This is a genomic window from Bacteroides sp. 519 (assembly GCF_010500955.1).
Lineage (GTDB): Bacteria > Bacteroidota > Bacteroidia > Bacteroidales > Bacteroidaceae > Bacteroides.
This window is the reverse complement of sequence record NZ_QVMJ01000004.1, coordinates 251,364-266,335: the sequence shown is the minus strand read 5'-3', so window position 1 is coordinate 266,335 and position 14,972 is coordinate 251,364. Positions and strand designations below refer to the sequence as shown.

Below are 14,972 nucleotides of genomic sequence, written 5' to 3'. Positions count from 1 at the left end.
GGTTTAACCTTTTATTAGAATCAAAGAGGTGTATTATAGACAGAGTCTATCGTAGTAAAGATTAAATCCATATACAAAAAGAGGTTGTTATCGGCGAACTTTTTGTATTTTTCGCTTGTTATTTAAACATTAACTTAAAAAAGAGAATTATGAAGTATGTATGTAGCGTTTGCGGATACGTTTATGACCCCGCAGTAGGAGATCCAGATAGTGGTATTGAACCCGGAACACCTTTCGAATCTATTCCAGACGATTGGGTATGTCCGCTTTGTGGTGTAGGTAAGGATGATTTTGAGAAAGTGGAGTAATTTACGATTAGACGATTTACGATTGAAGTTGCACTGAATTTCAATCGTAAATCGTCTAATCGTAAATATCCCTACTTTTTCTCTTTCACATCCGCAACAGCCTCAACCACATTTACGATATAATCTCCCATTTTTTCGCATTCGGATATAATATCCATATAATATACGCCGGTTTGATAATCGTATTCTTTATTGTTAACATCAACAATATTTTGGTCTTTTAGTTGGGTGCGGAAATGATTAATTTCGTTTTCCTGATTATATATTTTATTCAGTTCGTTGTTATTGAGATGCTCTGGTTTTTCGAGTATAGTAATCATTAAGGAGATCGAATTATTGAGCATATCAAGTATCGTATCAATGTTTTTATATAGCGTTTCGGTAAACTCAACGTTTGCATGACGCTTACGATCCATGCTACGGGATATATTGTGGCAGCTGTCGGCGATACTTTCAATCTCGGTAACCTCGCGCAACATGGCACGTATCTGGAATTTACCTTCCGAACTTAACCGTCCCTCGGCAACCTGATTCAGGTAGTTGGCTATCTCAATCTCCATATTATCACTAATGCTCTCATACTTTAGTATGCGGCTATGAATTTTGTTGAACTCATCGCCCTTACTGGTATGCAACAGTGATTGTACCATGCCAAACATTCTGTGAGTGCGTTGTGCATACAAATGAATTTCTTTACTTCCCTGTAATATAGAAAGTTCGGCAGTAGATAGCATACCTCCCGATATGTATTGCAAACGGTATTCTTCTTCATCTTCTCTTTGCGGAATAATCCATCGAACAGTTCTTTCAATGAGTTTTACTGCCCAAATCAGCAAGCACACATTACACATATTGAATACTGTATGGAAAGCAGATAGTTTGTACGATACTGCAACATCTTCCGATCCCGGATGTATGTAGTTATCTACAAACCATGAAACCCCACTAGTAAATGGTTGGAAGATAAGAAGTACCCAAATAACCCCAAATATGTTGAATACCAGATGCGCCAATGCAGCCCGTTTGGCTTGGGCATTTCCGGTTATTGCAGCCAGATTAGCAGTAATGGTAGTACCTATATTTTCGCCTAAGACCAGTGCGGCCCCCAACTCATAACTAATCCATCCGTTGGCACACATAATCAGTGTTATAGCCATGGTTGCAGCCGAAGCCTGCACAATCATGGTAAGAATGGTACCAATTAGCAGGAACAGCAGGATAGACCCAAAGCCCATATCTGTATAGTTCTGAACAAAAGCAAGCATGTCCGGGTTTTGTTGCAAATCCGGTGCATTCTCTTTCAGCAAACCAAGGCCCATAAAAAGGAAAGAGAATCCAAATATGAATTCTCCTATAGATTTACGTGTACTTTTCCCCGAAAAAATAAGTGGAAGTGCTATACCAAGTAACGGAAGTGCCAGAGCCGACATATCCACTTTGAATCCGAAAATTGAAATAATCCATGCCGTGACCGTAGTACCGATATTGGCACCCATAATAACACTGATGGATTCGGTTAGTGTGAGAAGACCCGCGTTTACAAAACTAACAACCATTACAGTTGTGGCAGAGGAAGATTGAATGAGTGCAGTTATAAGAACGCCTGTTAAAACGCCTGTTACGCGGTTGGTGGTCATGGCTGTCAGAATGCCTCTTAGCCTGTCGCCGGCTACTTTCTGAAGCCCTTCACTCATGATCTTCATTCCGTATAGAAACAGTCCGAGAGAGCCAATGAGCTTTAAAAAATCATAAAAAGAATATTGCATTTGTTATTAATTTGGTCGAACTTTGCTTGCGTTTACATTTAATAATATATTTAACCCATAATGGAGTTACCCCTAACATTTTTTCATTTAAAAAAATAGAATTATGGAACAAACGGTGCAAATATATTGCAAAAATAACAATAAACGAAAAAAATTTCCTCCCGGAAGTACTCTTTTTGAAATTTATCAAGGATTCGAACTGGATTTACCCTATCAAATTGTTAGCGCCAGAGTAAATAACCGTTCAGAAGGATTGAATTTTAAAGTATATAACAACAAAGATATAGAGTTTCTGGATGTCAGAGATTTATCGGGTATGCGAACCTATGTTCGTTCACTTTGCTTTGTATTGTTTAAAGCAGTGAGAGATCTGTTTCCCGAAGCCAAACTTTTTGTTGAGCATCCGGTGTCGAAAGGATATTTCTGCGATTTACAAATTGGTAGGCCTATAGAAATAGACGATGTATCTCGCATAAAAGCAAGAATGCAGGAAATTATAAACAAGAATATCTATTTTAAACGAACCGAATGTCACACAGACGAAGCCGTAGAGATATTCAGGCAAAGAGGGATGAATGATAAAGTTAAACTGTTAGAAACTTCAGGATCGCTTTATACCTATTATTATACCCTTGCCGATACAATAGACTATTACTATGGCAACTTAGTGCCCAGTACAGGTTATCTTTATCTATTCGATCTGGTGAAATATTACGATGGATTGCTTCTGCGCATTCCTAATAAAGAAGACCCCACCAAGCTTGAAGATGTGATTAAACAAGAAAAAATGCTTGATGTGTTTAAAGAATATCTTCGTTGGAGTTACATTATGGGGGTAAGCAACGTAGGAGACGTGAACGAATTTTCGAAAAGAGGCGAAGCAACACCACTTATCAATGTGGCCGAAGCGCTGCAAGAAAAGAAAATTGCCCGCATAGCCGATACAATCCATAGCTTGGATACCGAAGAAAACCGGGTAAAGCTGGTATTGATTGCCGGCCCTTCATCATCGGGTAAAACTACCTTTAGCAAGCGTTTATCTGTTCAGCTAATGACAAACGGACTAATTCCTTACCCAATTTCTTTAGACGACTATTTTGTTGATCGCGAGCAAACCCCGCTCGATGCAAACGGCAACTACGATTATGAGTCGCTATATGCGTTGGATCTTGAATTATTCAACAATCATCTGGAAGCCTTGTTACGAGGAGAAGAGGTAGAGCTGCCACGCTTCAATTTTACTTTAGGGAAGAAAGAATACAGGGGTGAGAAACTTCGTTTAAAGAAGAATACCATACTTATATTAGAAGGTATCCATGCACTGAACCCGGAATTAACCGCACATATTCCCGAAGGAAATAAATATAAAATTTATGTATCGGCATTAACAACCATCTCGCTCGACGATCATAACTGGATACCAACCACCGACAACAGGTTGCTTCGCCGCATTATCCGAGATTACAATTACCGCGGATACTCGGCCCAAGATACAATTTCGCGTTGGCCAAGCGTTAGGGCCGGCGAAGACAAATGGATTTTCCCCTATCAGGAAAATGCTGATGTAATGTTTAACTCGGCATTGTTGTTTGAATTTGCAGCATTGCGTCCTTACGCCGAACCGATATTAAGCAGCGTTCCCCGTAACTGCCCCGAGTATGCCGAGGCCTATCGCTTATTAAAGTTTATCCGGTATTTTGTACCGATACAAGATAAAGAAATTCCACCCACCTCATTAATCAGAGAGTTTCTGGGAGGAAGTAGTTTTAAATATTAATTAGCAATCACCCCGGAGGGGTGAGATGTGCATGAAAAGAAGCTATCTACCCTGGGTTACGCTTCGCTCACCCAGGGTTATGCACATATTACCCCTGTCGGGGTAAATGCTTATACTTATATTAATTACCTAATTTATTAAATATGGCACAAGAATTAACCTTTATTGCCGGAGGCGCAAATTATGTGTGCGCCCCCACCAAACTGGAAAGATCTAAGGTTTACGGCTCTACCGATAAAGTTATCCTGGACGATAACAACAACGAGTGTAAAGCAGTAAGCATGGACGAATCCGGTACTATCATCATTCCCAAAGGGGGGATAGCCCTTGGTATTGTCGACGAAAACCTCAGATGGGTAGAGCGCAGCGAATTACAAGTGGTAAACAGCAACGGCGAAAAAGTAGAGCAAATACCCTCTACATTTACAACACCGGTAGTACTCGACAAGAAAGTTACTGTTGAGCATTACCTGGATCATAGTATTACCACCATATATCAACTAACAGGCGATTACAGTGAACTGATACAATTTGTTGGTAACGATATTTACGAGTTCAGGTTTAACTACCGCAATAGCTACGATACCAATCCGGCATTTCTGATAACAAACGGCACCGAACTGTTTATGCTGGTAGGCTATAAAAACGACTTCGAATTTATTACACTGGAAGAAACTGCCGTAATTGACAGTGAAACCGAAGAAACAGAAACCGACGACTTTGATATTGACTTCTCAATGATGTGAGTTCATAAGTTCATAAGTTTGTAAGTTTATAACTTAAAAACTCAAAAACTCAAAAACTAATATGAAACAATTAAATATATCCAACGATAAAAAACGTGATGCTTTTGTAGGGCTAGACAATCTTCCGCAAAAGTCGAGCATAAAATATGTGTTGCCCGATGGTAGCGACAGTAAAAACATTAAGATACTGCGTGGAACCATGGACACATCTCTCGATGCTTTGAAGAACGAGTACACCGATATGGTAGAACTGGGCGAAGCCATTATAAAATCGGATCCCGAAATAGATACCGAACTGTTTGGTAAGCTGCTGTCGCGCACACAAAAACTGTATCTGAATGGTAACGATGAAATTGTTTATCGCATACACATAAAAGAAATTGTAAAGGCACCGGATGGAACCATAAAAGAAGAACGCGACGCCGAAAGACGTGAAATGAATGTTACCGAAGAAATACCTTTGCGGTGGACAGGGAAGCTTTTCCCCAAAACAGCCGCTGTAAAGAAATTCGTTTTCTCGCGTAAATACCAGGTTAAGCACGTTAACGGGTTAACATACGACTTTCTTTACGACATGGCTAAAACCTTGGCCGAAAGCAACTCCCTGATGTTTATGGGAGGTGGACCTAAAGGTATTGAGCCTATTATATTAACCACAGGGGGCGAACCTCAGCGTGGTTTTCTTGAAGGCCGTATAGATGGCAATAAATATTGCCTGATTCTGCATTTAACAAACCTTGAACTAAAAAATATTATTACCGATGAAGATTGACATAACAAAGCTAAAGCAAGACAGAGGCTATTTGCTTGGAACACCGGATGCTGTAGACGAACAAACACGGGAAATAGCCAAGCTGTTTAAAAAAGATATATCAAGAAGTTTCCTTTCTATAAACCCACGTCAAATCGACGATAAGCTTACAGGCAAGGAGTTTTATCTTACTTACAAATACGATGGTGAGTTTAATGTGCTTTTGTTTGATGGAGAAACATCGTACATAATGAACCCCGGCGGAAAGGTTAGAGCCGGACTGCCTTTTCTTGATGAAGCCACACGTTTACTAAAGAAGGCTGGAAAAAAATCGGCTATCTTTGCATGCGAGGTTTGCATGAAAGAAGATCAAGGACGTACCCGTGTATTCAATGTACTAAGCGCTTGGGCCGATCCGGCTATGCAACCCGATTTACGTTTGGTGCCTTTCGACATAGTTGAAATAGACGGTGAAAAGAAATTCTTCCCTAATTACGAAGAAACTTACAAAGAACTGTGTAACATCTTTCCCGGATCGAACATTGTTTTTCCACCCAAATACCAGAAAACCAATTCCAGACAAGAGGTTAAAGAGCTTTACGAGAAATGGGTAGTCGATGAAAATGGCGAAGGTATTATTATTCGCAGCGACTTGCCTTTCATTCTAAAACTTAAACCCCGTCACTCGGCCGATGTGGTAGTTGTGGGCTATTCCGAAGGGATAGATGATGCAAAAGGGCAGATTCGTAGTATGCTGCTGGCCATGATGCCCGAGGAAGGAAAGTTCCAGATTATAGGTAAAACCGGCAACGGTTTCTCCGACGAGATGCGTAAGGAGATACTTCAAAGGCTTCAACCCATGGAGATGCCGTCGCAATACATTGAAACAGACTCCAACCATGTTGCTTTCCACATGGTGCGCCCCGAGATTATTCTCGAAGTAAACTTCAACGACGTACTTGTTGAGAATTCAACCTCCATTATCACAAACCCAGTTCTTGAGATAGTAAACGGCAAGTATCAACTGAGTAAGATTACTCCGGGAGTTGCCATGATATTCCCCATCTTTGAGCGTTTCCGCGAAGATAAATCAGTAAATGCTACCGACCTGAGGCTATCGCAAATAACCGATTTTGTGTATGTGGCTCCATCCGAAGAAACCGCAACAGCGCAGGAAAAGAGTGAAATACTGCAACGCGAGGTTTACAAGAAAGAAACCAAAGGTAAATTAATGGTGCAAAAGTTTATGTGGTGGAAAACCAATAAAGAGGCATCCCGCAAATATCCGGCGTATGTGTTTTGTTATACCAACTACAGCTCGGAAAGAAAAGAACCTTTGCAACGCGAAGTCCGTATATCGAACAGCGAAGAACAAATCATGCAGATTTACGATTCGTATATAGCGGATAATATTAAAAAAGGTTGGGAAAAGGTAGAGGAGGAAGGATAACTCCACAATGAAAATCTTCACAGTCATCCTCAAGAGATCAAATCCCATTGTATCTCTTAAGGATGGTCTGTTAAATTAGCTACTAAACTACCTCGCCCTTCAGCGTAGCCGAACTGGCATCTGTAATCTTCACCATAGCATAGTCGCCTATCTTGTACCCTGCCCTATCAAACACTACAACTTTGTTTTGCTCGGTACGGCCATACAACTGATCTCGTGATCTCTTCGAAACCCCTTCTACCAAAACTTCATACGTTTTTCCGATGCTGCGCGAATTCGATTCGGCAGATAAGCGGTTCTGTAATGCTATAATTTCATTCAGGCGGGATACTTTAACATCCTCAGGAACATTATCTTCCATGTGCTTAGATGCATAAGTGCCCGGACGCTCGGAGTATTTAAACATGAAAGCAGAATCGAATCCACATTCCTCCATCAACGAAAGTGATTCGCGGTGATCTTCTTCTGTCTCCGAATGAAAGCCAGAGAATATATCTGTGCTTAATCCACAATCCGGAACAATCCGCCTGATAGCAGCAACGCGGTCTAAGTACCATTCGCGCGTATATTTGCGGTTCATCAGTTTTAAAATTCGGGAACTTCCGCTTTGTACAGGCAAATGAATATGTTTGCAAACATTAGGAACCTCGGCAATAACCTTTAATGTTTCATCGCTCATATCTTTGGGGTGGGAAGTGGTAAAGCGTACACGAACTCCCGGGGCAGCCTGAGCTACAATGCGCAGCAACTGGGGGAAAGTAATAATATCGTCGCCACTTTCGAACCGGTAAGAGTTTACGTTTTGTCCCAACAGAGTTACTTCTTTATAACCTTTGCTGATAAGGTCGCGAACTTCGTTCAGAATGCTTTCTACATCGCGGCTCCGTTCCCGTCCACGAGTGTAAGGAACAATGCAATATGTACAAAAGTTGTTGCATCCGCGCATAATAGACACATAACCGGAAATATGATTCCCACAAATACGGGTAGGAATAACTTCGCGATACGTTTCGGTAGTAGAAAGCTCTACATTAATAGCCTTCTCGCCAGCCTCGACAGATGCAATCAGGTCGGGTAACGAAAGGTATGCATCCGGGCCTACAACCAGATCTACATGGTGATTGGTTATTAAATCATCCTTTACCCGTTCGGCCATACAGCCTACTACGCCTACTATAAATTTTTTCTTTTTCCTCTTCAACGAGTGAAAATACTCTAACCGGTTCAGAATCTTCTGTTCGGCATTGTCGCGGATTGAGCAGGTGTTCAAGAACACAGCATCAGCCTCTTCCAACGTTTCAACTGCCGTATATCCGGCCATTCCCATCACCGAAGCTATCACTTCGCTGTCGGCTACATTCATCTGGCAACCATATGTTTCTATAAACAATTTTTTGCTGCCCGATACAGTTGCAGATTTAAAGTCTGCTTCCGTTTTCTCCATCATCTTATTTCGTTTTAAATTTAACATGCAAAGATAGCTATAACCCTTAAATAATATCAAAACCCTGCTTAAAATTAACTCAAGCCGAAAAGGTTTAAGCTATAATTTATAATAAATGTTAATCGATTGAACATTTATTTGCTCTCGTTTTGCTCAATTAAATATATTTCACATATTTGTGCAATGAAAGAAACATTAGATTTTTTCATAGTTAAGGTTTAGGTTAAAAAAACAAGGGGAGCTGTGAAGCTGCCCTTTTTTCTTGTTAAAAATTTAGCTGTAAATCAGCCTATTAATATTAATTAGCTATCTTTGAACAATAATTTTATATAATGCTATGGATGGTATTTTAAACATATTGTTGGTTCTGGGATTTATTGGCTTTGCTGTCTTTAAGCAAGTACTGAAACCAGACGATAGTTCAGAAAAGAAAACTCCCCCTGTGCCTTTTGATATGGATGAAGTTTTTCCGGAAGTAACCCCTGTACCTCCGTTGGCAAAATCACCTCCCACCATTAAACGAACCAAAGCGGCAGAATTCCCTAAAAAAACCGTTGATAAAACAAGAGAGGTTATCAATTCGCCTTTACAAGAAGATGAAGCTGTTAATAGTGATATTGACACACAATCTATTGAAGAAATCCGTAAAGGTATTATCTGGTCCGAAATATTGAACAGAAAGTATTAACTAAATGGAAAATTAAATAATTACTATGTCATTCAGAATTTTATCTGCGGCCGAAGCCGCAAGCCTTATTAAAAACGGCTATACTGTTGGAGTAAGCGGCTTTACACCTGCCGGATCTCCGAAAGCCGTTATTGTAGAAGTTGCTAAAAACGCGGAAGAAGAACACGCTAAAGGAAATCCGTTTCAGATCAGTATTTTAAGTGGAGCTTCAACCGGCGACTCTTGCGATGGAGTTTTAACCCGTGCAAAAGCCATGCGTTACCGTGCACCTTATACCACAAACGGAGATTTCCGTAAAGCTGTAAACAATGGCGAGATTGCCTATAACGATATTCACCTTTCGCAAATGGCACAGGAAATCCGTTTCGGATTCCTCGGTCATGTTAATGTGGCAATTATTGAGGCCTGTGATGTAACTGCCGACGGAAAAATCTATCTGACTGCTGCCGGAGGTATCAGCCCAACTATTTGCGACAAAGCAGATATTATTATCATTGAGCTTAACAGCGCCCACAGCAAAAATATGATTGGTATGCACGATGTTTACCAACCACTCGACCCACCTTTGCGTCGTGAAATCCCCATCTACAAATCTAGCGACCGTATTGGTACTACTTACGTTCAGGTTGATCCTAAGAAGATTGTGGGTATTGTAGAAACCAATATGAAAGATGAAGCACGCGACTTTACCGAACCCGATCCGATTACCGATCAGATTGGTGTAAACGTAGCTAACTTCCTTGTATCGGATATGAAACGCGGAATTATCCCTGCTTCTTTCCTTCCACTACAATCGGGAGTAGGTAATATTGCAAATGCTGTGTTGGGAGCATTGGGAAGAGATAAAACCATTCCTGACTTTGAAATGTACACCGAAGTAATTCAGGATTCGGTAATCGACCTGATGAAAGCCGGACGTATTAAGTTTGGTAGTACTTGTTCGCTATCGGTTACAAACGGCTGTTTGGATGAGATTTATGGAAACATCGACTTCTTCCGCGATAAACTGGTATTGCGTCCTTCCGAAATATCAAACAACCCCGAAGTTGTTCGCCGCTTAGGTATCATCTCGATGAACACAGCTATCGAAGCCGATATCTATGGTAACATCAACTCAACGCATATCACAGGAACTAAGATGATGAATGGTATTGGTGGTTCGGGCGACTTTACCCGCAATGCTTATATCTCTATCTTCTCTTGTCCATCGGTAGCCAAGGGTGGCAAAATCAGTTCAATTGTTCCGATGGTTTCGCACCACGATCATAACGAACACTCTGTTAATGTGGTTATCACCGAACAGGGAGTTGCCGACCTTCGTGGCAAGAGCCCGGTAGAAAGAGCACGTGCTATTATTGAGAACTGCGCGCATCCGGATTACAAACAAATCTTGTGGGATTATGCAAAACTTGCCGGTAAAGGACAAACACCTCATTGCATACAAGCAGCCTTGGGCATGCATGCCGAACTGAACGAAACAGGCGATATGAGGAATATCGACTGGGGTAAGTACGGGAAATAGGCAAGAAGTAAGAAGGCGCGAAGGCGCGAAAGCGTAAAGGCACGAAAGCAAGAAAGCTTTTACACTTTCGCGCCTTCATCCTTTCATCCTTTCGCGCCTTCATCCTTTCGCGCCTTCGCGCTTTCATCCTTTCGCGCTAATTAAATTATGGATTCTAGTTTCATTCTGCATAAAACTCCCCAGTCTACTTCAATACACTCACAGCTTATTGGCGAAGGTTCTACTTCTCTTTGTTATAAAGTGAACCGGCACAATAAATGGTTTTTAATGAAACAGTTAAAGCCGGAACTTACAACCAACACAATATACCTGGAAGCTTTTAAAAAGGAATTTGAAGTAGGCATACATCTGGATCATCCCAACATTGTACAGTATGTAGACAAAACGGATACTGAGATCTTTATGCAATATGTAGATGGACTCCCGCTGAACGAATTTACAAAGATACGTCCTGGTTATTTCAAGAATAAAAACAATCAAAACCTCTTTATATCCGAACTGCTTTCTGCTATCGATTATTTGCACCTGCATCAGACTCTGCATTTAGACTTGAAACCCAGTAACATCCTGATTACCTGCAAGGGAAACCATGTGAAATTGATTGATTTTGGTTTTGCCTATCAGGATGCTTTCCTTTATCACCCTGCCGGAACAGAAGGCTACACCGCCCCAGAACAGATAACCGGAAGCGAATTATTGCCTGCCAGCGACATTTATGCCATTGGCCAAGTATTAAAAGAGATTGGCATTGGCCGCAAAAAAGTTATTAATAAATGTATTGCTGATGACCCGAAGCGTCGGTATCAATCGGTAGAAGAGCTGAAAGCGGCATTACAACCAACCACTGCACGCAAATGGTATTTAGTAGCAGCGTGCGTAGTGGTTGTAGGGCTTGTGGGAACTTTGTTTTTGAATAGGCAAGATGGTGCGCAATTGAGTGAGTATGATCGATATACAACAAGACTGAATGAATATTTTAAACCTGTTGACTCATTACTAAAAGTAAGCCCAGAAGAACATAAAAAGTTCGCAGTGATATTTAAAGAAGTTTTCGATAAATGCTATCAGGCTGCAAAAGAAGATGAACTTTGTGGCAAGTATATCGAAACGAGAAATAATGAATTTGCTGATTACACACAAGAAACTCGCTTTAAATACTTTAGAATTATAGCAGAAGAAAAGTATAATAGCTTTGTCGATACTTCGGGTAAATAGACTTTTTCTACAAACCTGTACCCCCCTACGAGATTTATTTTAGAAACCACATTGCCCTGGTACGTCGTGTTTTGAAAGTTCATAAGGCATACAAATTCCATTAGTTTTTTTTAAGATTTAAATTTCAATTGCAATTCTGTAGTTAAATGCAGCAATTGCTTTTTTCTTTTAATTGGTTACTAACACAAGTTACGGTCTTTGATTTGGTTACAGTTTGTAAGCAAGGGCTGTAAGCCCGTTCGATTTAGCCCAGGGTTTTAACCCTGGGTAAGCTATCAATCGCCAGCAATGAAGTGCTGTAAGCACGACCCTATGCTATTCGTTCGTGCTTACAGCACTCTGATTGGTACATCTCGTATATACCCAGGGTTAAAACCCTGGGCTAAATCGAACGCACTTTCAGTGCTTAACTAACTCAAATCAGTATTGCGTTTACACCTTCTTTGAATAACCGTTTTTAATAGATAAAGCAATTTTTTTCAATAGGTTATTGAATCAAAGATTTTTGAAAGATTCGTTTACTTATATTGTCGCTCGTACCTGGATATATATGATATAATTTAAAAAATATCATATTATGTTCAAACATCTTTTGATTTTTACCGCGTTTGTAACCCTGTCTTTATCAAGTTTAGCACAAGAAGTTTTTAACAAGTCAAGTTTTCAACAGCTCAATGCTGAAGGAGTAATGATTCAGTATCTGGTAATTTCTAATACTGAAGTTGCTGTAGACAGGAAACCTTATGGGTATCGTGAAACAGTTATCAATATACCAGAGTCTGTAAAAAACAGAGATAAAACGTATGTTGTTACTAAAATTAATGAGATGGCTTTTTCTGAATCCACTTTACTCAAAGAAGTAAATATGTCTCATCGCATAACCGAAATTGGAAATTGTGCATTTTACAACTGTTATGCTCTGTCAACGATTCAATACTCTGCCTCTCTCAAAAAAATTGGCATGTTTTGCTTTGGTAATTGCAGATTGCTTGAGAAGTCAATTTTTCCTAATTCGTTGGAGTATATTGACGAGTCTGCATTTAGCAATTGCAAAAGCCTGAAATCTGTCTCATTACCAGCTTCCACCAAATTATCGCCCAACTGGAATAAAGGCTGCGATGCCAAAATAGAATTCCGGTAGCAAGGGCTGTAAGCCCGTTCGGTTTATCCCGTAACCTCCACCATTACCAGCCCTCCTTTTGCTCCTGCCACATAGCTTACAGCTTCGTTTTCGCCTTGAATCAGGTTGCTGAGGTAAAGTGGCTGGTTTTGCATGAACGATAAACACTCAAACGTATCGCCGGGCCGAAGCTTGGCATGTAAGGAACTAAGTACTTTGAAGCGGGCATCGCCCAAGTACTCAAACTCGCATCTTCTGTTAGGATGCCAGCTAACAGCAACCCTGTTACCTATTGCCAAATCCTTGCTATTAATATTCCGGGTGCTAAAGAAACTTGACTCTATTGCGCTGTTATCAGCTAAATGTTTCAAAAAGCCATCCCAGTCTTCATAACCAAGAAATTTGGAAAGGATATCCAGTGTGCTACGTCGTGGTGTCTCTGCCCCACCAATGTATCCCCACATACGTTTCAGAGTAGTGGGGTTCAAACCCTCTTTTTGCTTTTGCTTAATGGCGTCCGACAGATATTCATAGTCGGTAGGGCCGTTCATTTTTCGTTGAACAAACTTTTCTAACGCTTCTTTAAGTGCGGCAAGTTCGGGAGTTTGCTTCATGGTGCAAATTTAAATAAAATCTTTAGTATGTCAAACCTTATCCGCATGGTAATTGATACATTGGCACATTATTATATTGGCATATTTCTTTCCAGTGCCGATTTACAGATATCATATATCTGTTTCCTCAACGATAATGGTTCTATTACCTCCAGCGACCAGCTTCGCGACATAAGTTCCATTACTAAATCCAATGTTATTCTCAGTTGCAGGCGGATAACAAATTTGTCTTTGGTATCTGTTATTATCTCCTGGCTGTGGTGCAGGGGTAAGGATTTCAGGTAACTGCCATCTCTGGCATCAAAAGAAAGTATAACATCTTCTACTGGAAATTCGTCGGACGAGTAAATGCCAAAACTATGTTTAAATTTCTCGGGTATATCTATAGTATCGTCTTTAGTAAAAGTTTCGTTTAGTATAATAAGATCGTTTATCCTGTCTAACCCGTATGTTTTCATATCATCGCGTCCTTTGGTACGCCCAATTACATACCAACGTCCTCGGCACTCTTTCACTGCATAAGGTTCTAATACCCGACTAAAGGGTGGTTGTTCTGTTCCATATACTAAATACGAAAAAGAAATACGTGAGTTTCTTTTTATAGCTTTAATGAGAGACTGCAAATGTTGTGTCCCCATTGGGCGATGCTTTTCAGGTAGTACAAAAGAATGTATTCCTGCCTCTGAATTGAGAGACGAAAGCATGTCGACCGAATCAAGAAAACGTTCTATGTTTGAGTATCTGCTATCGCCATCAATGTAATAGCCCTGATTACGACGACAATATATAATGTCTATGCTGAACTCGGTTCGTATATCTTGTATATCGCGCTGTATGGTACTGCGCGATAAACCTGTATCATAAATCCCACGGATGTGCAGTTCTTGCTCCAAATACGATGTTAGTTCTGCGAAATTAATGTATGGCGTACTTTCAATCTTTTGTATGATTAATAAACAACGCTGCAAGGAATGAATACGTGACATAGTGCTTCTGTTTGATTTTACAGGAAACAAAAATAAAGAATAAAAGAACACAAAGACATAGAGGCGCTGAGTTTTATTAGGCAACGGCCTAATAGTTTCTAGTGTGATACAAAATACAAAAACAAAAGTTTTGTTTCGATGTAGAATGAAACTCAAAATTTGTTTGCGTTTAACGCGTTTTACCAGAATACTCATAATTTGTTAAGTCTTTAGTTTGTTAATTCTAATTCGTTTAATTCTCTATAGCGCTATAGTCCTTTTTTGGATGCAGCAAAGATACAATGCTGCCAATTGGGGGCATGCAGGTTTTGGTCAATTTTGGTTTATTTTGGTCGAAAATGGTAAAAATTGTCATTTAATTATTCATCAGGGGCTCCAAACCCCTCAAATATCGCTTCTAATTGCCATGGGATGGATACGCAGACGAGCGCCAATAATCAAAAAATGCAGTTCATTTGCACCTCAAATGCAGTTCATTTATACCTCAAATGCAGTTCATTTAGCATGCAAATGCAGTTCATTTAGGGTGCAAATGCAGTTCATTTTAGTTGAGAGTTGAGAGTTGAGAGTTGAGAGTTCCATGCG

The 14,972-nt window shown here is 40.2% G+C and carries 13 protein-coding genes; 9 read left to right on the top strand and 4 right to left on the bottom strand.

Annotated features, from left to right (window positions below; all coding sequences use genetic code 11):
* The first annotated feature begins 146 nt into the window (after nucleotides 1–146).
* Entirely contained in the window at nucleotides 147–308 is a 162-nt protein-coding gene (rd, locus tag D0T85_RS05925; protein WP_163211395.1) for a rubredoxin, read from the top strand.
* 71 nt (nucleotides 309–379) lie between these two features.
* On the opposite strand, the gene D0T85_RS05920 is transcribed toward rd, so the two are convergent.
* Entirely contained in the window at nucleotides 380–2,074 is a 1,695-nt protein-coding gene (locus tag D0T85_RS05920; protein WP_163211196.1) for a Na/Pi cotransporter family protein, read from the bottom strand.
* 103 nt (nucleotides 2,075–2,177) lie between these two features.
* Here D0T85_RS05920 and D0T85_RS05915 point away from each other — a divergent pair, with 103 nt between their 5' ends.
* The 4 genes from D0T85_RS05915 (at nucleotide 2,178) to D0T85_RS05900 (ending at nucleotide 6,798) form a co-directional block, all read left to right on the top strand.
* Nucleotides 2,178–3,851, top strand: a complete 1,674-nt coding sequence (locus D0T85_RS05915; RefSeq protein ID WP_163211194.1) for a nucleoside kinase — start codon at nucleotides 2,178–2,180, stop codon at nucleotides 3,849–3,851.
* 143 nt (nucleotides 3,852–3,994) lie between these two features.
* Nucleotides 3,995–4,597, top strand: coding sequence for a hypothetical protein (locus D0T85_RS05910; protein WP_163211192.1), 603 nt, complete (start codon nucleotides 3,995–3,997; stop codon nucleotides 4,595–4,597).
* Nucleotides 4,598–4,658: 61 nt separating this feature from the next.
* Entirely contained in the window at nucleotides 4,659–5,369 is a 711-nt protein-coding gene (locus D0T85_RS05905; RefSeq protein ID WP_163211190.1) for a hypothetical protein, read from the top strand.
* On the top strand, nucleotides 5,359–6,798 hold the full coding sequence (locus D0T85_RS05900) for a hypothetical protein (protein ID WP_163211188.1): 1,440 nt from the start codon (nucleotides 5,359–5,361) through the stop codon (nucleotides 6,796–6,798). The genes D0T85_RS05905 and D0T85_RS05900 overlap by 11 nt, the downstream gene beginning before the upstream one ends.
* Before the next feature lie 82 nt (nucleotides 6,799–6,880).
* Here D0T85_RS05900 and miaB read toward each other — a convergent pair whose 3' ends face one another.
* Entirely contained in the window at nucleotides 6,881–8,245 is a 1,365-nt protein-coding gene (miaB, locus tag D0T85_RS05895; RefSeq protein ID WP_163211186.1) for a tRNA (N6-isopentenyl adenosine(37)-C2)-methylthiotransferase MiaB, read from the bottom strand.
* 334 nt (nucleotides 8,246–8,579) lie between these two features.
* On the opposite strand from miaB, the gene D0T85_RS05890 reads away from it, so the two are divergent.
* The 4 genes from D0T85_RS05890 (at nucleotide 8,580) to D0T85_RS05875 (ending at nucleotide 12,808) form a co-directional block, all read left to right on the top strand.
* Nucleotides 8,580–8,930, top strand: coding sequence for a hypothetical protein (locus D0T85_RS05890; protein WP_163211184.1), 351 nt, complete (start codon nucleotides 8,580–8,582; stop codon nucleotides 8,928–8,930).
* Nucleotides 8,931–8,955: 25 nt separating this feature from the next.
* The gene (locus tag D0T85_RS05885; RefSeq protein WP_163211182.1) at nucleotides 8,956–10,452 is read left to right on the top strand and encodes an acetyl-CoA hydrolase/transferase family protein; all 1,497 of its coding nucleotides are present in this window, start codon (nucleotides 8,956–8,958) and stop codon (nucleotides 10,450–10,452) included.
* 147 nt (nucleotides 10,453–10,599) lie between these two features.
* The gene (locus D0T85_RS05880; RefSeq protein WP_163211180.1) at nucleotides 10,600–11,667 is read left to right on the top strand and encodes a serine/threonine-protein kinase; all 1,068 of its coding nucleotides are present in this window, start codon (nucleotides 10,600–10,602) and stop codon (nucleotides 11,665–11,667) included.
* Nucleotides 11,668–12,244: 577 nt separating this feature from the next.
* Nucleotides 12,245–12,808 (top strand): leucine-rich repeat domain-containing protein, encoded by a 564-nt coding sequence (locus D0T85_RS05875; RefSeq protein ID WP_163211178.1) that lies wholly within the window; start codon nucleotides 12,245–12,247, stop codon nucleotides 12,806–12,808.
* A 23-nt stretch (nucleotides 12,809–12,831) separates the two neighbouring features.
* Here the strand turns inward: D0T85_RS05875 and D0T85_RS05870 are convergent, their stop codons facing one another.
* Both D0T85_RS05870 and D0T85_RS05865 read right to left on the bottom strand, forming a co-directional pair.
* The gene (locus D0T85_RS05870; RefSeq protein WP_163211176.1) at nucleotides 12,832–13,401 is read right to left on the bottom strand and encodes a hypothetical protein; all 570 of its coding nucleotides are present in this window, start codon (nucleotides 13,399–13,401) and stop codon (nucleotides 12,832–12,834) included.
* Between the two features lie 71 nt (nucleotides 13,402–13,472).
* The gene (locus D0T85_RS05865; RefSeq protein WP_163211174.1) at nucleotides 13,473–14,387 is read right to left on the bottom strand and encodes a YafY family protein; all 915 of its coding nucleotides are present in this window, start codon (nucleotides 14,385–14,387) and stop codon (nucleotides 13,473–13,475) included.
* Nucleotides 14,388–14,972 lie beyond the last annotated feature (585 nt).